Here is a 19,032-nt window from a genome sequence, read left to right as displayed (position 1 = left end):
CCTGGCCAAGCCGGTTCTAGGAACCGCGGTTTCGGACAACGCAATCGTTGGCCAGTTTGGTTAACGAATGGTTAACAGGGCGACGAAAAAACAACCAAGGCGTTTGCCTACGAAAATCAACCAAAACCCTGCGTAGCAACATGCAACCTATTGTATTATCAGGAAATTAACTCCGGTATCGTATGTAAATACCAGTTCTTTCAGCAACACACCTCATTTTGAGGAACATCAGATATGGCTTTATTTCAGTCCAATTCAGACCAAGTACTTTCCGCCGTCGATCTGTCGATGGCCATCATCGAATTCGATCTTGAGGGACGCATCCTAAAGGCGAACAAAAACTTCTGCGACCTGATGGGTTACCAACCGGCGGAACTTGTGGGCAAGCATCACAGCATGTTCGTCGAGCAGGCCTATGCCAGGTCACCGGAATATACCGCCTTCTGGAGCGATCTCAGAAAGGGCCGGTTTTTTTCCAACGATTTCAAGCGGATCGGCAAGGGCGGCAAGGAAGTCTATATCCGCGGCAACTACAATCCGGTCAAGAACAGTGCCGGCAAGGTACTGAAGGTGATTAAATTCGCCAACGACATCACCGAAGCGAAGCTCTATGCACTGGACAGCGCTGCGAAGATCAATGCCATCTCGCGCGCTCAGGCAACCATCGAGTTCAACACGGACGGCACGATCATCGGTGCCAACGAGAATTTCCTGGCGGCGCTCGGCTACAAGCTCGACGAGATTGTCGGACGCCATCACCGCATCTTCGTCGATCAGGCCTATGCGTCCTCATCAGACTATGCGCGTTTCTGGGAGCGCCTTCTCTCGGGCGAATTCGTTGCCGGCGAATTCACCCGCGTCAGCAAGGGCGGACGCCAGGTGTTCATCCAGGCGTCCTACAATCCGGTCTTCGACGACAACGGCAGAGTGATCAAGGTCGTCAAGTTCGCCACCGACGTCACGCAACGCGTTGAAAATGTCGAGCAGCTGGCCTCCTGCCTTACCAAGCTCGCCGATGGCGATCTGTCGCAGACGATCGAGCGGCCCTTCATTGCTTCGCTCGAAAAGCTGCGGACCGACTTCAATGCCGCTTCCCGCAAGCTCGGCAATGCTATGGCGACCGTTGCTGACAACGCGCAGGCCATTGCCGCCAGTTCCAACGAGGTCCGCATTGCCGCAGACGATCTGGCACAACGCACAGAGCGTCAGGCGGCATCTGTAGAACAGACCGCTGCTGCGCTGGAAGAGATCACCACGACGGTCAAGGATTCCAGCCATCGCGCCGAAGAATCCGGGTCACTGGTGAAGACAGCCACAACCCATGCCGAGCATTCCGGCGAGATAGTTCGCCAGGCGATCCAGGCCATGGACGCGATCGAGAATTCTTCCCGCGAGATTTCCAATATTATCGGCGTGATCGACGAGATTGCCTTCCAGACGAACCTTCTGGCGCTCAATGCCGGTGTCGAGGCGGCACGCGCCGGCGAGGCCGGCAAGGGCTTTGCCGTCGTTGCCCAGGAAGTGCGCGAACTGGCGCAGCGTTCGGCAGGTGCGGCCAAGGAGATCAAGGCGCTGATCACCACGTCGAGCAACCATGTCACCAGCGGTGTCAGCCTAGTCAGCAAGGCCGGATCGGCGCTGCAGGAGATTGGCGGGCATGTTCACCGGATCAACTCGGACATCGTCGCCATCATCGATGCGTCGCGCGAACAGTCGCTGGCGCTCGGCAATATCAACCAGGCAATCAACGACGTCGATCACGGCACGCAGCAGAACGCCGCGATGGTGGAGCAGCAGACCGCGGCAAGCCGCAGCCTCGCCCATGAATCGCAGGCGCTATTCACGCTGCTCGAACAGTTCCGTTTCGACCAGACCGGCCCGATGGTGGGACGCAGGGAAGCTCACACGGCTCCTGCCGGAAGGCATGCAGCACCTGCTCGACCGGCACCCGCGAGGGCAGCTGCGACGCTTCGCACTGTCGGCTCCACGGCGCTCGCCGCAGAGCCCGGCTGGGACGAGTTCTGAGCGAAGCCGCAGCTTCTCGGGTCATCAAAACGACAAAGGCCGCCGGCTCGATGAGCGGGCGGCCTTTGGCTTTTCATACGATGTCAGTGCTTACTGCTGCTGGCTGCCGCCCGTTGCCGGTGCAGGCGTTGCGGGGGTGGCAGGCGCCGGAGTGGCCGGGGCTGCGGGTGCTGCCGGAGCCGGGGCCGGCTGTTGCGCGGCCGGAGCCGTGGTCGACGAGGTCGTGGTCGGATCGGTCGACGAGCCGCCCATCTGCGACCAGACGAATGCACCGACGACGATCACCGCCAGTACCGCGACCCAGCCCATCCAGGAAGAGCCGCTACGAGGCTCTACCGGGGTGCGAAGGTCCGGCGGGGTGCGAAGGTCCGGACGATTTTCATTCGGATTCGGATCATAAGCCATTTCGTTTCCTCCTTTTCCAGTCGGTACAATGCCCGCAACCGCTGTTTGTTCCCTGACGATACATTTGCTGCCGCCCCAGTTGTGGGAAATGGCTTTTGTCGGCGGGACGGGATAGGACTGATGTCCGGAAGCGGAGCAGGGAAAGGAATTTCGACACATGACGAGGACGCGCATCGGCATTATCGGACTGGGGCGGATGGGGCGCGCCATGGCGGCGCGACTTGCCGCGCATGATTTTACCGTCAGCGGATGGAGCCGCAGCGGCATTTCGCCGGACCTTGCTTCGCGAGAGCTCGCCGGTGTGACCATCGCCGTCGATCTGGCCCGTGTGGTTCTCGATTCGGACATCATCATTCTGGCGCTTCTCGACGATGCTGCCGTGCATGCCGTCCTTGCCGGGATCGAAGAACTCGATCTCACCGGCAAGTTGATCGTCGACACCAGTACGGTCAGCCCTCTGACGCTCCGCAGCCACCAGCAGGCCCTGGAGCAGCGTGGGGCGAGGCTGATAGACGCGCCGATCTCCGGTGGTCCGGAAACCCTGCTTGGCGGAAAGGCCGGCCTTTATATCGGCGGCGCCGACGGGGATTTCCAACGCTTCCTGCCGGTCGCGGACGTGTTGTCCGACCGTATCCACCATGTCGGCGCGCTCGGCCATGGGGCAGCCGCGAAGCTGATCAACAACATGATGCTGTCGGGCCTGTGGGAAAGCCTGAAGGAGGCGCTGCAGCTTGGAGGCAGGGCCGGGCTGGCGCGCGAGCGGATGATCGACGTTTTGTCCGGCAGCCCCGCGGCAAGCCCGGCCATGAAAGGCCGGCTGCCGGTCGTGCTTGGCGAAACCGATCATATCGGCTTTCCCGTGTCCGGCGTGGTAAAGGACCTGACCGTGGTACGCGACTATGCCAATCATATCGGCGTCGCCATCCCCGCCATGCAGGCGGCCCTGAAGAGTTTCGAGGGCGCGGCACAGGCGGGCTTCGCCGACAGCGACCTTGCCACCATGGTCAAGCTCGCGCTGGAAGCCTCGCAGCCCGGCCAGGCGCCTGCGGCGGCGCCTTCGTCAACAGCGCCCTCCTCCACGGCGCCCTCTTCGACGACCGGGCCGCATGTCACGATCCTCTACTGCACCCAGTGCAACTGGCTGCTTCGGGCCGGCTGGATGGCGCAGGAACTGCTGCAGACATTCGGCGACGCACTTGGACAAGTCGGCCTCATACCCGGCACCGGCGGCGTGTTCGAGATCCGCATCGACGGCACACTGATCTGGGAGAGGAAACGCGACGGCGGCTTTCCGGGACCGAAGGAGCTCAAGCAGAGGATACGCGATGTTATCGACCCGGACCGCGACCTCGGCCATCTGGACAGAAAAGCCGCGAATACGGGTGATCAGACATCAGGCTGAAGAGCCAATTTGAAAGTTTTTTGCCGGCTGACACAGAAACTTCAAAAACCCGGTTGACAGGTCAGCCCCTGCCCCGTACATGGCTCTCCGTCGCCCAGATGGCGGAATTGGTAGACGCGCCAGCTTCAGGTGCTGGTACCCGAAAGGGTGTGGAGGTTCGAGTCCTCTTCTGGGCACCATTCCATTCTTAAGTCCTTGATTGGACTTCATTATCCGAAATTGCAAATTCGCATCGCCACTTGCTTACAAAGCGAGCGGCCCGGATAATTGTTTCGGCTCCGCTGCAGAAACGGTCGTGTCTTCCTCGCAGCACCGCCACTTTCCCAAAGCTTTTGCGACCATCGGAACGTCACTCCCAAACCATGTCCGATTCATCTTCTGCCACCCAAACGCCGATAAGCATTTTCCGGCCCGACTTGCGTTTTGCGAAGGGCAGCGCAGCGCAATAGACGTTTGTCAAATTGGACCGCTATCCCCTAGGCCTTCGCCGTAGAAATCACGCGCAAAGGAACCGCAATTATGAATGCTCCCTCCCCCACCGACATGGAAATGACGCTCAGAACCATCGCCATGCCCGCCGACGCAAACCCTGCAGGTGACATATTCGGTGGCTGGGTCATGTCGCAGATGGACCTTGCGGCCTTTGTGCGGGCAAACGAGCTTGCCGGCGGGCGCACGGTCACGGTTGCGGTCCATGAGATCGTGTTCAAGAAGCCGGTCAAGATCGGCGATACGCTCTGCGTCTATACCAGCATCAAGAAGGTCGGCCGCACTTCGATCACCCTCAATATCGAGGCATGGACCCGCAGGCATTACGAGCATACCCGCGAAAAGGTGACGGAAGCCGTGTTCATCATGGTGGCGGTCGACGCCGACGGCAATCCGCGACCGGTTGCTGAAGCACAGCAGTAATCGAGATAACGAGAACCGGGCATGCGGCGCCCCGGCTGGGGCTCCATCCTGCAAGCTTATCCGACGAAATCTTTATTCGGGCAGGAACTTCGGGTTCAGGCCCGGCACCCATTGGGTGTTCGGCATGTGCGTGCCGGTATAGATCGCGCCGTTTGCCGCCTTGCAATGATAGAGGCGGACCGGCACGTCATGCCAGCCGAGACCATAGTAGCGACCGCCATAACGGGACACATAGCCGATATCGCTGGTGCAGCTGTAATCATCGGGCTTGGACGCCTGCGCCCCGGTCTGTGGAGCAACGCCCGGAAGATCCTTGAAATAGCTGTTCATCGACTTGCCGAAGGGATTGCTATCCGCCGCGAATACCGTTGCCGGCAGTGCGACCAGAATAAGCGCAACCAGCATTGCTGCAGGCAAAAGCCAGGCACCTTTCAGCATGGGATTCACTCCGTAGTCCTCGATCTGCATTTCTTTCGGCCTGTCTTCTCTATCAAGATAAGGGTTGGAACATGACGATACCATGGACCAACCGCAACATTCCTGTGATCGCCTACGTCACGTCGACAACAGCCGGAAAGCCGTTCAGACTATACGCCGGTAACCAGTCGGCAGATCATAGAGCCAGCCGATACGCTTGACCGCGGCCTCGAAATTCTCGCGCGCCACCGTCATCGTGTGGCCGTTGGCGTGCAACAGGGTTTCTGCGTCCTCCATGATGCCGACATGGCCCTTCCAGAAGACGAGATCGCCGCGTCGCAGCTCTTCGCGCCCGATCGGCTCGCCGAAGCTGGCCTGCATGTCGGAATCGCGCGGCGCCTTTTTGCCGACCATCATCAGCGCCAGTTGCACGAGGCCGGAACAATCGATCCCGAAGCCGGATCGGCCGCCCCAGAGATACGGCGTTTCCAGAAGGCGCGAGGCTATCGCCACATAGTCGTCGCCCGCAGTCTCGCCGACGGGCAGGCAATGGGCCGCAATGACTGCTTCTCCACTTGGAAGCAGGAAATAGCGCGTGCCGCGCGTCTCCGCCTCGCCGACGACCGTGATGAGGCTGCCCATGGAGAGCGATGTGACGGGTGGCTTGCGCAGTTCGGCCTGAGGATAAAGGAAGGTGCGCGGGGCGGTGATGCGGTGGGTGGGGGCGCTCTGCGGGCCGATCATCTCTTCCGGCAGGTAACCGACATAACCATCCCAGTCCGACTGGACCCAGGCGAAGCCTGCTGCCCTGTCGAAGACGCGGATGCCTTCGCCATGGAGGAGTTCGGTATCGATGCCGCGGGCGAGATCGGGCACGGGACGAAGGGCCGCGACGGGCACGATGACGGAGGCGGGTTCCCCCCTGACGAAGCGGGCCGCCTCTACCCTGCCCTCAAGCGTGTCTGCCGCGAGGTCCGGACGAAAGGCATTGAGGCGTCTGTCGAGTTCCATAGGCAAATCCTTCAAGACGCGGCGCGTCTTCCTTCGCGGATGATCAGGTCACCGAGCTTTTCCAGATAAAGCGCGCCGGCGACGGTGCGTTTTATCACGACATTGCGGCGATCGCGATCATCCCGTTCGCGCTCGACGAGGCCAAGCTCGCCCATCGTATCGAGCGCACGGGTGATGACCGGCTTGCTGACGCCGAGCGTTTCGGCGAGCCCCCGCACGGTATGCGGGGGCGGCACCATGTAGATCTCGAGGAGGATGGCCATCTGCCGCAGCGTCAGGTCGGGCGCTTCTCCCCTCACCTCTTCCAAGGCGACGCGATGCCAGAGGCCGAGTGCCTCGGTCGCGGTCAGCTCAACCGGCATATGCAGAACTCCGGGCCAAAATCGAAACCGGCCCGAGCCTAGAGCCTTTCCTGGTTAAATTGAAACGCTCTGTTGGCTCAAGCCAACCCGAAGGGCCGGGCATCTTTCCGCCAGGATCAAAGGCGATCGGCTCGGACGTACCGTAGGGTATGCCCGTCGCCAATCGCCTTTGCCCTGTCGAAAATCTGCTCCGGCAGAGCGCTTCAATTTAACCAGGAAAGGCTCTAGTCATAAATTCTTACCGGTCGGTTTTCCCGTCAGACCTTGCCGGCCGCCAGATCCTGGATGACGCGATAGAGCGCGCGGATGGCGAAAGCCTCGCCGCCGATCGGCGCATGCGGCTTGTCTGCAGGGTTCCAGCCGTAGATGTCGAAATGGATCCAGCTTGGAGATGCAGTGACAAACCGCTTGAGGAACAGGGCCGCAGTGATGGCACCGCCCATGCCGCCGGAAGGGGCATTGGTGATATCGGCCGCACGGGTGCGGAGATCTTTGTCGTAGCCCATCCACAGCGGCATGCGCCAGACGGGATCGGCGGCGTCCCTCGCGGCGGCCGACAGCTTGCCGGCAAGCATCTCGTCATCGGTAAAGAATGGCGCAAGTTCGGTACCGAGCGCAACGCGGGCCGCTCCCGTCAGGGTCGCCATGTCAATGAGAAGATCGGCAGGCGTCTCGTCGGCATAGGCAAGCGCATCGGCGAGGATCAGTCTGCCCTCGGCATCGGTGTTGTCGATCTGGACGGTGATGCCCTTGCGGCTCTTGCAGATATCGCCCGGACGGAAGGCGTTTCCGGCGACGGAATTCTCGACGGCCGGCACGAGCACGGTGAGATCGACCGGCAGCCCTGCATCCATGATCATCAATGCGAGGCCCATGACATTGGCCGCACCGCCCATATCCTTTTTCATCAGCGCCATGCCGGCTGCGGTCTTCAGGTCGAGGCCGCCCGTATCGAAGCAGACGCCCTTGCCGACGAGCGTGACCTTCGGATCGCCCTGCTTGCCCCAGCGCATCTCAAGCAGACGGGGCGCGACGGCGCTGGCGCGGCCGACGGTGTGAATGAGCGGGAAATTCTTTTCCAGCAGCTCTTCCCCGACGATCGAGAAGAGGGTGGCGCCGTAATGGCTGCCGAGCGCCCGGAAGGCCGCTTCCAGATTATCCGGCCCCATGTCGTTTGTCGGGGTGTTGATGAGATCGCGGGCAAGTTCAATGCCTGCAAGCTGCCGCTCGATATCGGCAGCATCGACCGCATCCGGGATGGCGATGCGCGCCTCCCTGGCCTTTTCCGACTTGTACTTGCCGAAGGAATAACTGCCGAGGCCGAAGCCCAGTGCCAGATGTTCGGCCTTGATCCCCGCAGCGTCGATCGACCAATCGCCGGGCGGCAGGAGCTTTGCCAGCTTGCCGGAAATGAAAGGCGCGTCGGCCGGATCGCTGCCGAGACCGAAAAGCACGGTCGAGACCGTTTCAGCTTCGCCGGGGACAGCCAGAACGGCGCCGGCTTCCGCCTTGAAGCCTGCAGCGGACGCCCAGGCAACGGTCGAGGCAGGCAGCGTGCCATCGTCCAGAACAGAGGGAGTGACGGCCAGAACGGGCTTGGTGACGGCACCGACGGGCGCGAACGGGGACGGGCGGGAAATATGCTGGAAGGGGGTCATGGCGTCTTCGTAACCTTCAGGAATCACTGAAATTAACGGTTCGTTAGGGTTAACAGTTTATTGCTGAGGGGGAAATGCGTCACCTGCCGATGGCGGTGACGGACGGCAATGCAACGGATCGACGAGACCATGATGACTGCAGCAAAGACCGCCTTTTCGCTCTCATCCCTTTCCCGGTCCTCGGTCGCGCGCGCTGCCGCCATGATCTGCCTCGGCATGATCGTCACAGGCTGCAACACGACGAAGAACGACAATATCACGACCGGCTCGATTCCCCGGGTTTCGTCGGCGCCACTCGATTCGATGAATGCTTCCGAACTGGCCGTGGCCGAAAGGGCGGCCGGTGCAGACTATGTCAAGGATCCGAAAAACAAGGATATCGGGCTGCGCTATGCCAGTATTCTCGGCATGACGGGCAAGAATGACCAGGCGCTCGCAGTGATGCAGCAGGTGGCGATCGCCAATCCGACCGACCGCCAGGTGCTGGCCGCCTATGGCAAGGCGCAGGCGGCCGCCGGCCAGCTCGAACAGGCGCTCGCCACGATCGACCGGGCGCAGACGCCGGATCATCCGGACTGGCGGCTGTTCTCGGCAGAGGGTGCCGTGCTCGACCAGATGGGGCGTTCGGACGAGGCCCGGCAGAAATATCGCATGGCGTTGCAGACGCAGCCGAACGAACCGAGCGTGATGTCCAATCTCGGCATGTCCTACGTGCTTTCCGGCGACCTGAAAACGGCCGAAACCTACATGCGCAGTGCCGCCCAGCAGCCGGCTGCCGACAGCCGCGTGCGACAGAACCTGGCTTTGGTCGTGGGCCTTCAGGGGCGCTTCTCGGAAGCCGAGACGATTGCCCGCAAGGAACTTTCGCAGCAGCAGGCCGATGCCAATGTCACCTATCTGCGCTCGATGCTGACCCAGCAGAATTCCTGGGCCAAGCTTGCCGCCAACGACAAGGCAAAGACGGCGACCAACTGACCGCCGCCCAGTCAACAGACGTCATTCCGCGATAAATTTCAGAACACCGAAAAGACGGGACTTGCTTCCGGCTGGGCCATCGGCCGGATGCGACACACCGTCCGCCACCGGCACTTCGGCAAAGTCAAACGGGCTGACGCCTTCGAGACAGGCGACGTTGATGCCGTATTGCTGCGTGTTCGACCGCCGCTGGTGGTGGGTGTAGATGCCGCAGACGGAGCAGAAATAGTGTTTCGCCGTCTTGCTGTTGAACTGGTAGAGGGTCAGCGCATCCTCGCCGGCGACGATCTCTATGTCTTCCAGATCGGCCGACACGGCGATCGCTCCGCGCATCCGGCAATAGGAACAGTTGCAGCGCCTTGCCGTGCTAAAGCCATCCGTCAGACGGACGTGAAAGCGCACCGTGCCGCAATGGCAGGCGCCGTTGAGTGTTTCCCTGTTTTCGTCCGGCATAAAACATCCTTCCATGGCCTATGACGCCAAGGACCTTAGAGCCTTTCCTGGTTAAATTGAAACGCTCTGTTGGCTCAAGCGAAGTCGCATGGTCGACCGGCCGGCGCGCGTCGTAGCCAAAGCTTACGGCCAAGCCGGCCGGTCGATCAGGCGGCCCGCTTCAGCCAACCCGAAGGGCCGGGCATCTTTCCGCCAGGATCAAAGGCGATCGGCTCGGACGTACCGTAGGGTATGCCCGTCGCCAATCGCCTTTGCCCTGTCGAAAACCTGCTCCGGCAGAGCGCTTCAATTTAACCAGGAAAGGCTCTAGTCCAATATGATGACGATCAGAAGCGGTCGGAGACCTGAATGCCGGCGGGGCCGAGGATGACGGCGACGAGAACCGGCAGGAAGAACAGGATCATCGGGACGGTCAGTTTCGGCGGCAGGGCCGCGGCCTTCTTTTCTGCTTCGTTCATCCGCTCGTCACGGCTTTCCTGGGCGAGAACTCGCAGTGCCTGTGATACCGGTGTACCGTAGCGGTCTGCCTGGATGAGCGCCTGGACGACGGAACGGACGATATCGAGCTGGGTGCGGTTGCCGAGATTTTCGAGCGCGGTCTTGCGGTCGGGAAGGAAGGAGAGTTCCGCCGTGGTCAGCGCCAGTTCCTCGGCAAGTTCGGGCGATTGGGTGCCGATCTCTTCGGCCGCACGGCGCATCGCCTGTTCGATCGAAATGCCCGATTCGACGCAGATCAGCATCAGGTCGAGCGCATCCGGCCAGGCGCGCGTGATCGACGCCTGGCGCTTCTTCATCTTGTTCGAAACATAGATATTCGGCGCATAGAAGCCGACATAGGCGAAGCCGACAACCGCCAGAATGCGGATGCCGAAGGGTCTGGAACCGAGATTTCCGAGGACGAAAACCCAGACCGTGGCGATGATCAGGAACAGGAAGGGCAGAAGAAAGCGCGCCAGAAGAAACATGTTCAGCGCATTCTGAGTTCTCAGACCCGCGGCGCGCAGCTTGTTGATCGTCCCCTCGTCGACCAGCGCCTCGCGCAGATTGAAGCGCTCGACGATCTGGCGGACGGACTGGTTGTTCTGCGTCCGAAGGCTGGCCTTGCTATCCGAATTCATGCGGGCGCGCTCGCGGGCGCGCAATTGTTCGCGTTCGGTGGAGACCGCCTTCATGCGCTTGTCGAGATTGCCGCCGTCCATGAAAGATGCGGCGATCGTGTAGAGCGTTGCAAAGACGGCGACGGCAACCAAAATGGCGAAGAGCGTCGTCGGTTCGGTGAGTGCTGCGGAAATTGCTTTCACCGTCCGGTCCTCATATGTCGAAGTTGATCATGTTGCGCATCACCACGATGCCGATCGTCATCCAGACACCGGATGCGAGCATGATGATATGTCCACGCGGATCGGTGAACAGGACCATCATGTATTGCGGCGACGTGAGATAGACGAGCGTGGCAACGATGAAGGGAAGCGCGCCGATGATGACGGCGGAGGCTTTCGCTTCCATGGAAAGTGCGGAGACCTTGGCCTTCATCTTGCGCCGCTCGCGCAGCACCTTGGCAAGATTGCCGAGCGCTTCGGACAGATTGCCGCCGGCCTGGCTCTGGATGGCGATGACGATCGAGAAGAAGTTGACCTCGGCGAGCGGCATGGTCTGCAGCATGCGGGCGCAGGCATCCGGCACGCTGAGGCCGATGCGCTGGGATTCGACGACGCGCTGGAATTCGGTCCTGACCGGGTCCTTGCCGTCGGCAGCGATCATCCTGATCGCATCGTTGAGCGGCAGACCCGACTTGATCGAACGAACCATCACGTCGAGAGCGTTCGGAAACTCTTCGAGGAACTTGTTCTGGCGGCGCTTGACGAGGAAGCCGATGATCCATCGCGGCAGGCCGAAGGCGATGACGAAGCCGGCACCGAGGCAGACAAGCAGCGACATGCCGGCAATCAGCAGGACCAGTGCCACAACGGCGCCGAGCGCAACGGAAATCATGGTGAAGCGACCGATGGTCAGCGGCAGGCCGGTCTGGGCCAGGCGCGACTTCAGGCTCTTGTCGCCGATATACTTGTTTTTCTCTTCCTGCTTCTTTTCCAGATCCTTCAGGCTGTCCTGAAGCGATTTTCGGCGCTTGGAGAGTTCCTGAACGCGATCTCTGGCGGCCTTTTTCTTGCCGACGTCGCTTTCGGCCGCCTTGACCCGCGTGAGACGCGCGCCCGTCTTCTTTTCAGTTTCGATGCGGGCAAACAGCAGGGCGTAGGCGACCGAGGCCGCCGATACGGCAGCCAGGAAGATGATCAACAGCATGGTCAAATCAAGCCCGAACATGCGAACTGCCCTTCCGGTCCAATGGCCCTATCTCAATCCCGCGCCGTTTCCATGGCATCAAAGGCCGCCGAGAGACGGCGCTCTTCGCCGAAGTAGCGGACGCGATCCCAGAAATGCGGCTTGATGATGCCGGTCGAGACGTGCCGGCCGATGATGCGGCCATTGGCGTCCTCACCGTCCATTTCATAACGCAGCAGGTCCTGGGTGATGATGACATCGCCTTCCATGCCGACCACTTCGGTGATCTGGGTGATACGGCGCGAACCGTCGCGAAGGCGGGCTGCCTGAATGATCACGTCGACCGAACCCGAGATGATCTCGCGCACCGTCTTGGCGGGAAGCGTATAACCACCCATGGCGATCATCGATTCCATACGGCTCAGGCATTCGCGCGGCGTGTTGGAGTGGATCGTGCCCATCGACCCGTCATGGCCGGTGTTCATAGCCTGCAGGAGGTCGAAGACTTCCGGTCCGCGCACTTCGCCGACGATGATGCGTTCGGGGCGCATACGCAGGCAGTTCTTGACGAGATCGCGCATGGTGATCTCGCCCTCGCCCTCGATATTCGGCGGACGGGTTTCGAGGCGCACGACATGCGGCTGCTGCAATTGCAGTTCGGCGGTGTCTTCGCAGGTGATGACGCGTTCGTCGATGTCGATATAGCGGGTCAGGCAGTTCAGAAGGGTCGTCTTGCCCGAGCCGGTACCGCCGGAGATGACGACGTTGCAACGAACGCGACCGATGATCTGGAGCAGCACGGCGCCTTCCGGGGTGATCGCCCCGAACTTCACCAGCTGATCGAGCGTCAGCTTGTCCTTCTTGAACTTGCGGATGGTGAGCGCCGGGCCATCGAGCGACAGCGGCGGCGCGATGACGTTGACACGGGAGCCATCGGGAAGGCGGGCGTCGCAGATCGGCGAGCTCTCGTCGACTCGGCGGCCGACCTGGCTGACGATGCGCTGGCAGATCGACAGAAGCTGGGCGTTGTCGCGGAAGCGGATTTCCGACTCGATCGTCTTGCCGGAAACTTCGATGAAGGTCTGGCCAGCGCCGTTGACCATGATGTCGGCGATATCGTCACGCGCCAGAAGCGGTTCGAGCGGGCCATAGCCCAGAACGTCGTTGCAGATGTCGTCGAGCAGCTCTTCCTGCTCGGAGATTGACATCGCGAAATTCTTGATCGTGATGATGTCGTTGACGATATCGCGAATTTCCTCGCGCGCGCTCTCGTTATCGAGCTTGGCGAGCTGCGACAGGTCGATCGTGTCGATCAGGGCGGAGAAGACCTGGCTCTTCGTCGTATAATATTGCTCGTCGCGGGCGGGACGCTTGCGGGTGGACTGTGACGGTGCAAGCGGCGGCGGTGCAACAGCCTGGCGCGAAGCTTCGCCCTGAGCCAATGCTTTCGGGTCGGCCTGAGATGCCTGTGGTCGAGCGGGGCTTGCGGGTGCCGGCGATTGTGCAGCGGCCGGCGGCGGCGCGACGACCGTGCCTGCCTTCCCGAACCCATCGTTTCCGCGCTTTCCAAACATCCTTAGGACCTAATTCTCATCTGACGTGAACTTCACTTGCGGCCCAGCATGCCGAGCATCTTGCCGAGACCGCCCTTCTTCGTCTTCTTGACCGCGATACGGCCGGTCACGACATGGGCGATCTGCGAGAAGGTTTCGGCGACCGGCGACTTGCCGTCGATTTCGGCAATCATGCGACCGCTATTGGCTGCGTTGCCGAACAGTTGCGCATCGAAAGGCAGGATTGCGATCGGTTCGATCTCCAACGGTTCGGTGAAATCCGACGGGCTGATTTCGGGGCGCTTCGGCATGCCGACCTGGTTGAGGACAAGATGCGGCGCACGATCGTTCGGCCTCAGCTTCTTCAGCGCATCCAGCATGTTCTTGGTGTTGCGCAGGTTGGCGAGGTCCGGAGCGGCGCAGATGACGACCTCGTCGGCATCGGCCAGGACGGATGTTGTCCATTCGTTCCAGCCATGCGGCACGTCGAGCACGGCCATGGGGGCGCTGCGCTGCAGGATCTCGACCACCGGCTGGAAGGCGCGGGCCTCGAAATCATAGGAGCGATCGAGCAGCGACGGGGCCGACAGAAGCGAGAGGTGATCCGAGCACTTGGTCAGAAGGCGATCAAGAAAGACTTCATCAAGGCGCTCGGGCGCAAACACGGCTTCGGCAATACCCTGCATCGGGTCCTGGTCGAAATCGATATTGGCGGTACCGAAAGGCAGGTCGAGATCGGCCAGGATCGTTTCGGTCGAAAACAGGCTCGATATGCCGAAGGCGCAATTGTGGGCGATCGTCGAGGCGCCGACACCCCCCTTTGCGCCGACAAAGGCAATCGACTTGCCAAGCGGTTCGGCATCGGGATCGACAAAGATGGCCGAGATTGCCGCCATCATGTCTGCCATAGGAACTGGTGCAACGAGATATTCGGAAATGCCGTTGCGGACGAGTTCGCGATAGAGAGCGATATCGTTGTAGCGGCCGATGACGATGACGCGAGTGGACGGATCGCAAACTTCCGCCAGTGGCGCGAGTTCACCTAAGAGATTGCGCGGTTCTGCAGCCGTCTCGAGCACGATCAGATTGGGGGTCGGCGATGATGCAAACATGTTGGCGGCAGCGCTGGTGCCGCCGCTCGTGACGCGCAGATTGACCTTGGCCATGCGGCGGTCGCGCGCCATCTGGTCGGCCATACGCTGCACGACCTCGCTTTCGCAAAAGACGTGGACCGAAATGCGCGGCAGCGGCCGTACCGATTCCAGATCGATGCCGGAAGGCTGTTCTGCAGCCATGTCGGCCTGCGAGGCCCCGCCGTTCATGCCGTATTGGACAGTGCTTATCATAGCGCCACGTCCTTCAAACCGTTGAGCCCGCTCATTCGTCCATGTCCTTCAGTTCAACGTAGGCGCCGCGATAACGATCCATCGCCGCGTCGCGCTGGGCGCCATCGGGCGGCGTCATGCGGCGCGGGCCGAGCATGTCGTTCGGGTTGGCGAGCTGGGCGGCAAGGTTGGCCTGATAGGCGCAACCGAAATTATAGTAGTTCTTGTTGGATTCCGTATTGAGCGTCATGTCGGCCGGCCATTGACCACAGGCATCGACTTTTGCGGCGATCGCCACATAGGTGAGGTGTATCGGTGCCGACTGACCGAAATCCGCCGGGAAACGGGCCATGAGGATCTTTCCGGCAGGAACGCCCATCTTGACCATCAGCTTGCGGGTGGCCGATGCCGCGGATGCCGCAGCGCCTTCGTTGGCCGATCCGTGCGGCGTGACGATCTGGATGATGCCGGATGAGGTGCGGCGATATTCGGCGACGAAGCCGGCGACCGTTTCGGACTGACCCTTGTTGAGGCCGCTGTCGCCGGCTGCGACCGGAATATCGATGGTCTTTTCCGCCTCGCCGACGACGATCGGGTGACGGGTGCGATAGTCATCCGGAAGCGAGCTGGTGGTGAGGCTATCCTTGCCGGCACAGGAAGACAGCAGCGCCGCAGCGCCGATGACCAACGCTGCCGACAGGCGGCCAGTCGAATATCTCGTTGTCTTTCTCGGATCCATGGAAGGACGCCTTTCCTGCGCCTGACTACGTCTTGGGGTCTTCGACTGCGTCCGCCTGGTCATTTGTAGATAAACCCGACATTGCCCTGGTAAGGTGCCGGCGGCGGCGCCTCCTTGCGGCCATAGATCTTGTTGACCCTGCCGAGGAACACGCTTTCGACATCGCCGGCGGGCTGGAAATTGTCGTCCGGCCGGGACAGTTCATTGCGGTTGACGGGGCGAACCAGATAGGGGGTCGCGATGATGACCAGTTCGGTTTCGTCGCGCTGGTAGCTCTTTTCGCGGAACAGCGCTCCCAGCAGCGGCAGCTTGGAGGCACCGGGGGTTCCGTTCATGCTCTGCTGAATGTCGTCACGGATCAGGCCGGCAAGTGCCAGCGAACCACCCGAAGGAAGTTCGACCACGGTTTCAGCATCGCGCTTGCGATATTCGACGTTGGTGGTGCTCGTCGAAACCGGTTCGGATACCTTCGTCTGGATGCGCAGGCTGATGCGCCCGGAGGAGAGGACCGTCGGCGTGAAGCCGAGCGAGATACCATAGGAATAGTTCGTTACCGTCGACACGCCATCGGCATTGGTGGTCGTATAGAGCTTTTCGCCACCGGAATTGAATGTCGCCGACTGACCGGAGATCGCCGTCAGGGTGGGCTCTGCCAAAGTGCGGATCGCATTGGCCTGTTCGAGCGCGCTGAGAGCCGTCTCGATGCCGAGCTTGCCGATGCTTCCGGCGATGGTTCCCGAAAGACCGGTGGATCCGGCACCGACCGTCAGAACGTCGAGGCCATTTCTGGAAGTCGGATTGCGGGTGAAGGTGTTGTCGAAGCCGAGCTGCTTGAGGATTTCGCGGCGGATTTCGGCCACTGTGATCTTCAAGGTGACCTGATCCTCACCTTCGATGGTCAACAGATTGACGACCTGCGAGGTCTGGCGGTCTTCGGCGTAGATCGCTGAATCGCCACCATTGTTGCCGCTCGTCGCAGTGATATTGCGGGTCGTGGCTTCGCCGCCCTTGAGGAAGGCCAGTGCAAGTTTCTGCGCCTGCGAGCTGTCCTGGGGCGTGCGTACCGTGCCGGAAAGCACGATGTTGTCGGAAACGATTTCCACCTTGATGTTGGAATCCGGCAGGAAGCGGCGAAGATTTGCTTCAAGACCCGAAATATCGCGTTCGATCTCGACGTCGAGCGTAACGATCTCCTCGCCATTCGGCCCGAAGACGAAGATATTGGTCTGGCCGACCGTCTTGCCGAAGAGATAGATGCGTCTTGAAGTGCGGGTGACCGCATCGGCCATCGACGGATCGGCAACCAGGATGTCATGGGCGTCGGATGGCAGGTCGATGACCAAAGCCTTGTTGAGCCCGAGCGTCAGGTGACGTTTGGCGCCGGGACCGCCCTGAGCGATCTTGATCACACCGCTATCGGCCGCAGCCGCTTCGGTCGCGGCGAGGAAAGAGGGAGCGAAACCTTCGGGAAGGCCTGCAACGGCCAGGCAGGACGCCAGGCCGACAGAAACAATTCCGCGGATTTTGAGTTTAAAGCTCGTCACCTGATCGCTCCGTTCAATTCGCCTGCGTCGAGCCGGTGATGATCGATCCCGACTTGATAACCTGTATGTCTGCCTTGCCGTCGCCGTGCAGCAGATAGTCTGCCGCATCCGTATCCTCTTCCTGGGCATCGGCGACGGAGCGCAGAGCGAGCGTCAGGCGCTCCGCCATCTGCTGGGCGACCGCCATGACCTTGGCCTGATCCGGTGTCAGTTCGAGCGTCGCCGTGGTACCAACGACGGACTTGCTGCCGTCGGGCGCTTCCTGGATGTGCTGGTCGATGGCAAGCACGCGGACGTTGTTGAGGACGTTCTCGGTAATGTATGCGTTGCCCGCATTCTTGTCCTGGCGAACCATGATGACGTCGACGCGGTCGTTCGGCAGCACGAAGCCGCCGGCGCCGGTGGCGACCGAAATTTCCGTCGCGACGGCACGCTTGCCCGCTGGAAGCAGCGAGGACATGATGCGGCTGGAGGAGTCGGCGATCTTCTCTGCCCGCAGCGGTTCACCCTTGAAGATGGGCAGGCGCACGACGGAACCATCAAGTTCCTTGATCGCATCCGGCCGGGCCTCGCTGGTGATGAAACCTTCGGCAATGCCGCCGCGCGGCCAATCCAGCCACTGGAGCGACTTGTCGTTCAGCCGCGCGCCGACCGGCAAATTGTCAGCCGAAACAAGAACGCGAATGGTCGGTTCCTTGATGACCGTTTCCACCAGCTTCGGCGCCGATTGGCCACCCATGCGCATGGCCAGCAGGCCGGCAAGGCCTGCGGCCACAACGGCCACCGTCAGAATGATGATGCGAGCGGGCTTCATTGCCGTTCCTAAAGAGAATCCTTGATCTTCCCCACAGGATCGTCGGCAATGGTGTAATTATGGTTAATGACAAGCTTACAATACTGGTTAACGCAGTATTGCCGGCATCCAGAGCCGTTTTACAATGTTTTCAGCGCAAGATTTGCGATGGGAGATGCCGAAAAGGCCATCAGGCCACCGATGGCAATGGCAATGCCATAAGGAATTTTCCTGGTCCCGACGATCGAAACCGGCAAGGGAATGCCCATGGCCATGACCGTATCGGCACGCATCCGCAAGAGGAGGAAAAGCAGCGTCACGCCGCCGCCGGCATAGGCGACAGAAACGATGAAAGTAGCCAGAGATGGATCAAGACCGAACCAGAGGCTCGCTGCCGTCAGAAGCTTTGCATCACCGCCACCCATAATATTAGCGGCGAAAAGCGCGAAGCAGACAAGAAAAACCGCTGCGGCGCCAAGAAGGCTGTAACCGGTCGAGACGAGCGGCATGCCGGACACGGGCGCCAGCACAAGAAAGGCCAGGGCAAGGGCGAGCGACAGACGGTTCGATATGGTCATCGTCAGAAAGTCGCTGACTGCAGCAGCGATCAGTACCGCCGGAAAGATCGTGAGCACCAGAGTGGCGACGACTTCACTCAGCATGGGCAACTCTCTCGAACGAACTCTCAAAAAGGTTCAAAGCCGCCCGACGCGGGACGGCTTTAACCATTGTCATAGGTGCCGAACGAGCGGCAGCTAATTACTTGTTAGCAGCAGTGTTGGCAGTACCCATCTTGGTTGAGATCGCATTGAAGGTGTTGCCAAGCTGGTTGCCAAGCGTCGAAGCGCCGGCGATAAGAGCAACCGAGATGAGAGCGGCAATCAGACCATATTCGATGGCCGTTGCACCGGATTCATCTTTGCGAAAACGAGCGAAAATCTTGGACATTGGACTCTCCTACTCCACACAATTGTTGTTCAGCACTTACCGACAACTGTTTTCTCGTTGCTCGGTTGAGATGAAAACTACAGGCGGACGATTGCCAACCACTTAATGAGAAGCGTTACCAAGAGGTTAAACGGGTCACTTATGGCCGCGTTGGTAAACATTTCCTGATGAAAACCGAGCGTTTTTTCTACGCTCACCCCAACATGAAACAAGATCCTAATGTTATT

Annotated in this window: 19 protein-coding genes, 1 tRNA gene and 1 pseudogene; 6 read left to right on the top strand and 15 right to left on the bottom strand. The window is 60.6% G+C overall.

The window, feature by feature from the left end:
- The first annotated feature begins 234 nt into the window (after window positions 1–234).
- Window positions 235–2,025: a methyl-accepting chemotaxis protein gene (locus NCHU2750_RS20240; protein ID WP_119942557.1), complete on the top strand. Its 1,791-nt coding sequence runs from the start codon at window positions 235–237 to the stop codon at window positions 2,023–2,025.
- A 90-nt stretch (window positions 2,026–2,115) separates the two neighbouring features.
- On the opposite strand, the gene NCHU2750_RS30615 is transcribed toward NCHU2750_RS20240, so the two are convergent.
- On the bottom strand, window positions 2,116–2,430 hold the full coding sequence (locus NCHU2750_RS30615) for a hypothetical protein (protein WP_162939689.1): 315 nt from the start codon (window positions 2,428–2,430) through the stop codon (window positions 2,116–2,118).
- Window positions 2,431–2,587: 157 nt separating this feature from the next.
- Here NCHU2750_RS30615 and NCHU2750_RS20230 point away from each other — a divergent pair.
- The 4 genes and pseudogenes from NCHU2750_RS20230 to NCHU2750_RS20220 form a co-directional block, all read left to right on the top strand.
- Window positions 2,588–3,382 (top strand): annotated as a pseudogene (locus NCHU2750_RS20230) (NAD(P)-dependent oxidoreductase); the annotation flags it as partial.
- A gap of 48 nt (window positions 3,383–3,430) precedes the next feature.
- Window positions 3,431–3,832, top strand: coding sequence for a SelT/SelW/SelH family protein (locus NCHU2750_RS30845; RefSeq protein WP_205583910.1), 402 nt, complete (start codon window positions 3,431–3,433; stop codon window positions 3,830–3,832).
- A 92-nt stretch (window positions 3,833–3,924) separates the two neighbouring features.
- A tRNA-Leu gene (locus NCHU2750_RS20225) sits at window positions 3,925–4,011 on the top strand.
- 340 nt (window positions 4,012–4,351) lie between these two features.
- Window positions 4,352–4,744 (top strand): acyl-CoA thioesterase, encoded by a 393-nt coding sequence (locus tag NCHU2750_RS20220; RefSeq protein ID WP_119942553.1) that lies wholly within the window; start codon window positions 4,352–4,354, stop codon window positions 4,742–4,744.
- 72 nt (window positions 4,745–4,816) lie between these two features.
- Here the strand turns inward: NCHU2750_RS20220 and NCHU2750_RS20215 are convergent, their stop codons facing one another.
- The 4 genes from NCHU2750_RS20215 to NCHU2750_RS20200 all read right to left on the bottom strand — a co-directional run bounded on the left by NCHU2750_RS20215 (window position 4,817) and on the right by NCHU2750_RS20200 (window position 8,192).
- Window positions 4,817–5,182: a hypothetical protein gene (locus NCHU2750_RS20215; protein ID WP_162939688.1), complete on the bottom strand. Its 366-nt coding sequence runs from the start codon at window positions 5,180–5,182 to the stop codon at window positions 4,817–4,819.
- Window positions 5,183–5,326: 144 nt separating this feature from the next.
- The gene (locus NCHU2750_RS20210) at window positions 5,327–6,172 is read right to left on the bottom strand and encodes a C40 family peptidase (protein WP_119942549.1); all 846 of its coding nucleotides are present in this window, start codon (window positions 6,170–6,172) and stop codon (window positions 5,327–5,329) included.
- An 11-nt stretch (window positions 6,173–6,183) separates the two neighbouring features.
- The gene (locus NCHU2750_RS20205; protein ID WP_119942547.1) at window positions 6,184–6,534 is read right to left on the bottom strand and encodes a MarR family transcriptional regulator; all 351 of its coding nucleotides are present in this window, start codon (window positions 6,532–6,534) and stop codon (window positions 6,184–6,186) included.
- A 257-nt stretch (window positions 6,535–6,791) separates the two neighbouring features.
- Entirely contained in the window at window positions 6,792–8,192 is a 1,401-nt protein-coding gene (locus NCHU2750_RS20200) for a leucyl aminopeptidase family protein (RefSeq protein ID WP_119942545.1), read from the bottom strand.
- 132 nt (window positions 8,193–8,324) lie between these two features.
- Between NCHU2750_RS20200 and NCHU2750_RS20195 the strand changes: the two genes are divergently transcribed.
- Entirely contained in the window at window positions 8,325–9,167 is an 843-nt protein-coding gene (locus tag NCHU2750_RS20195) for a tetratricopeptide repeat protein (protein WP_119943603.1), read from the top strand.
- Window positions 9,168–9,188: 21 nt separating this feature from the next.
- On the opposite strand, the gene NCHU2750_RS20190 is transcribed toward NCHU2750_RS20195, so the two are convergent.
- From NCHU2750_RS20190 to NCHU2750_RS20135, 10 genes are all read right to left on the bottom strand, one after another.
- Complete coding sequence (locus NCHU2750_RS20190) at window positions 9,189–9,620, bottom strand: GFA family protein (RefSeq protein ID WP_119942543.1); 432 nt, start codon at window positions 9,618–9,620, stop codon at window positions 9,189–9,191.
- A 326-nt stretch (window positions 9,621–9,946) separates the two neighbouring features.
- The gene (locus tag NCHU2750_RS20175) at window positions 9,947–10,921 is read right to left on the bottom strand and encodes a type II secretion system F family protein (RefSeq protein WP_119942541.1); all 975 of its coding nucleotides are present in this window, start codon (window positions 10,919–10,921) and stop codon (window positions 9,947–9,949) included.
- Between the two features lie 10 nt (window positions 10,922–10,931).
- Window positions 10,932–11,945 (bottom strand): type II secretion system F family protein, encoded by a 1,014-nt coding sequence (locus NCHU2750_RS20170; RefSeq protein WP_119942539.1) that lies wholly within the window; start codon window positions 11,943–11,945, stop codon window positions 10,932–10,934.
- 32 nt (window positions 11,946–11,977) lie between these two features.
- Window positions 11,978–13,477: a TadA family conjugal transfer-associated ATPase gene (locus NCHU2750_RS20165; RefSeq protein ID WP_119942537.1), complete on the bottom strand. Its 1,500-nt coding sequence runs from the start codon at window positions 13,475–13,477 to the stop codon at window positions 11,978–11,980.
- 32 nt (window positions 13,478–13,509) lie between these two features.
- Window positions 13,510–14,778, bottom strand: coding sequence for a CpaE/TadZ family protein (locus NCHU2750_RS20160; protein ID WP_245480428.1), 1,269 nt, complete (start codon window positions 14,776–14,778; stop codon window positions 13,510–13,512).
- A gap of 55 nt (window positions 14,779–14,833) precedes the next feature.
- Complete coding sequence (locus NCHU2750_RS20155; RefSeq protein WP_119942535.1) at window positions 14,834–15,520, bottom strand: CpaD family pilus assembly protein; 687 nt, start codon at window positions 15,518–15,520, stop codon at window positions 14,834–14,836.
- Between the two features lie 59 nt (window positions 15,521–15,579).
- The gene (locus NCHU2750_RS20150; protein ID WP_502703808.1) at window positions 15,580–17,064 is read right to left on the bottom strand and encodes a type II and III secretion system protein family protein; all 1,485 of its coding nucleotides are present in this window, start codon (window positions 17,062–17,064) and stop codon (window positions 15,580–15,582) included.
- 13 nt (window positions 17,065–17,077) lie between these two features.
- Window positions 17,078–17,878 (bottom strand): Flp pilus assembly protein CpaB, encoded by an 801-nt coding sequence (gene cpaB, locus NCHU2750_RS20145; RefSeq protein ID WP_119942530.1) that lies wholly within the window; start codon window positions 17,876–17,878, stop codon window positions 17,078–17,080.
- Between the two features lie 119 nt (window positions 17,879–17,997).
- Window positions 17,998–18,519, bottom strand: coding sequence for an A24 family peptidase (locus tag NCHU2750_RS20140; protein WP_119942529.1), 522 nt, complete (start codon window positions 18,517–18,519; stop codon window positions 17,998–18,000).
- 97 nt (window positions 18,520–18,616) lie between these two features.
- Window positions 18,617–18,805: a Flp family type IVb pilin gene (locus tag NCHU2750_RS20135; RefSeq protein WP_119942527.1), complete on the bottom strand. Its 189-nt coding sequence runs from the start codon at window positions 18,803–18,805 to the stop codon at window positions 18,617–18,619.
- Between the last annotated feature and the right edge of the window lie 227 nt (window positions 18,806–19,032).

Source organism: Neorhizobium sp. NCHU2750, from assembly GCF_003597675.1.
Taxonomy (GTDB): Bacteria; Pseudomonadota; Alphaproteobacteria; order Rhizobiales; family Rhizobiaceae; genus Neorhizobium.
The sequence above is the reverse complement of the archived record's forward strand: the minus strand, read 5'-3'. Positions and strand labels throughout refer to the sequence as shown.

What these genes read in the sequence shown, in the direction of transcription:
- NCHU2750_RS20240 (WP_119942557.1), top strand. Translation starts at nt 235, where the DNA reads ATGGCTTTATTTCAGTCCAATTCAGACCAAGTACTTTCCGCCGTCGAT.
- NCHU2750_RS30615 (WP_162939689.1), bottom strand. Translation starts at nt 2,430, where the DNA reads ATGGCTTATGATCCGAATCCGAATGAAAATCGTCCGGACCTTCGCACC.
- NCHU2750_RS30845 (WP_205583910.1), top strand. Translation starts at nt 3,431, where the DNA reads ATGGTCAAGCTCGCGCTGGAAGCCTCGCAGCCCGGCCAGGCGCCTGCG.
- NCHU2750_RS20220 (WP_119942553.1), top strand. Translation starts at nt 4,352, where the DNA reads ATGAATGCTCCCTCCCCCACCGACATGGAAATGACGCTCAGAACCATC.
- NCHU2750_RS20215 (WP_162939688.1), bottom strand. Translation starts at nt 5,182, where the DNA reads ATGCTGAAAGGTGCCTGGCTTTTGCCTGCAGCAATGCTGGTTGCGCTT.
- NCHU2750_RS20210 (WP_119942549.1), bottom strand. Translation starts at nt 6,172, where the DNA reads ATGGAACTCGACAGACGCCTCAATGCCTTTCGTCCGGACCTCGCGGCA.
- NCHU2750_RS20205 (WP_119942547.1), bottom strand. Translation starts at nt 6,534, where the DNA reads ATGCCGGTTGAGCTGACCGCGACCGAGGCACTCGGCCTCTGGCATCGC.
- NCHU2750_RS20200 (WP_119942545.1), bottom strand. Translation starts at nt 8,192, where the DNA reads ATGACCCCCTTCCAGCATATTTCCCGCCCGTCCCCGTTCGCGCCCGTC.
- NCHU2750_RS20195 (WP_119943603.1), top strand. Translation starts at nt 8,325, where the DNA reads ATGACTGCAGCAAAGACCGCCTTTTCGCTCTCATCCCTTTCCCGGTCC.
- NCHU2750_RS20190 (WP_119942543.1), bottom strand. Translation starts at nt 9,620, where the DNA reads ATGCCGGACGAAAACAGGGAAACACTCAACGGCGCCTGCCATTGCGGC.
- NCHU2750_RS20170 (WP_119942539.1), bottom strand. Translation starts at nt 11,945, where the DNA reads ATGTTCGGGCTTGATTTGACCATGCTGTTGATCATCTTCCTGGCTGCC.
- NCHU2750_RS20165 (WP_119942537.1), bottom strand. Translation starts at nt 13,477, where the DNA reads ATGTTTGGAAAGCGCGGAAACGATGGGTTCGGGAAGGCAGGCACGGTC.
- NCHU2750_RS20160 (WP_245480428.1), bottom strand. Translation starts at nt 14,778, where the DNA reads ATGAACGGCGGGGCCTCGCAGGCCGACATGGCTGCAGAACAGCCTTCC.
- NCHU2750_RS20155 (WP_119942535.1), bottom strand. Translation starts at nt 15,520, where the DNA reads ATGGATCCGAGAAAGACAACGAGATATTCGACTGGCCGCCTGTCGGCA.
- cpaB (WP_119942530.1), bottom strand. Translation starts at nt 17,878, where the DNA reads ATGAAGCCCGCTCGCATCATCATTCTGACGGTGGCCGTTGTGGCCGCA.
- NCHU2750_RS20140 (WP_119942529.1), bottom strand. Translation starts at nt 18,519, where the DNA reads ATGCTGAGTGAAGTCGTCGCCACTCTGGTGCTCACGATCTTTCCGGCG.
- NCHU2750_RS20135 (WP_119942527.1), bottom strand. Translation starts at nt 18,805, where the DNA reads ATGTCCAAGATTTTCGCTCGTTTTCGCAAAGATGAATCCGGTGCAACG.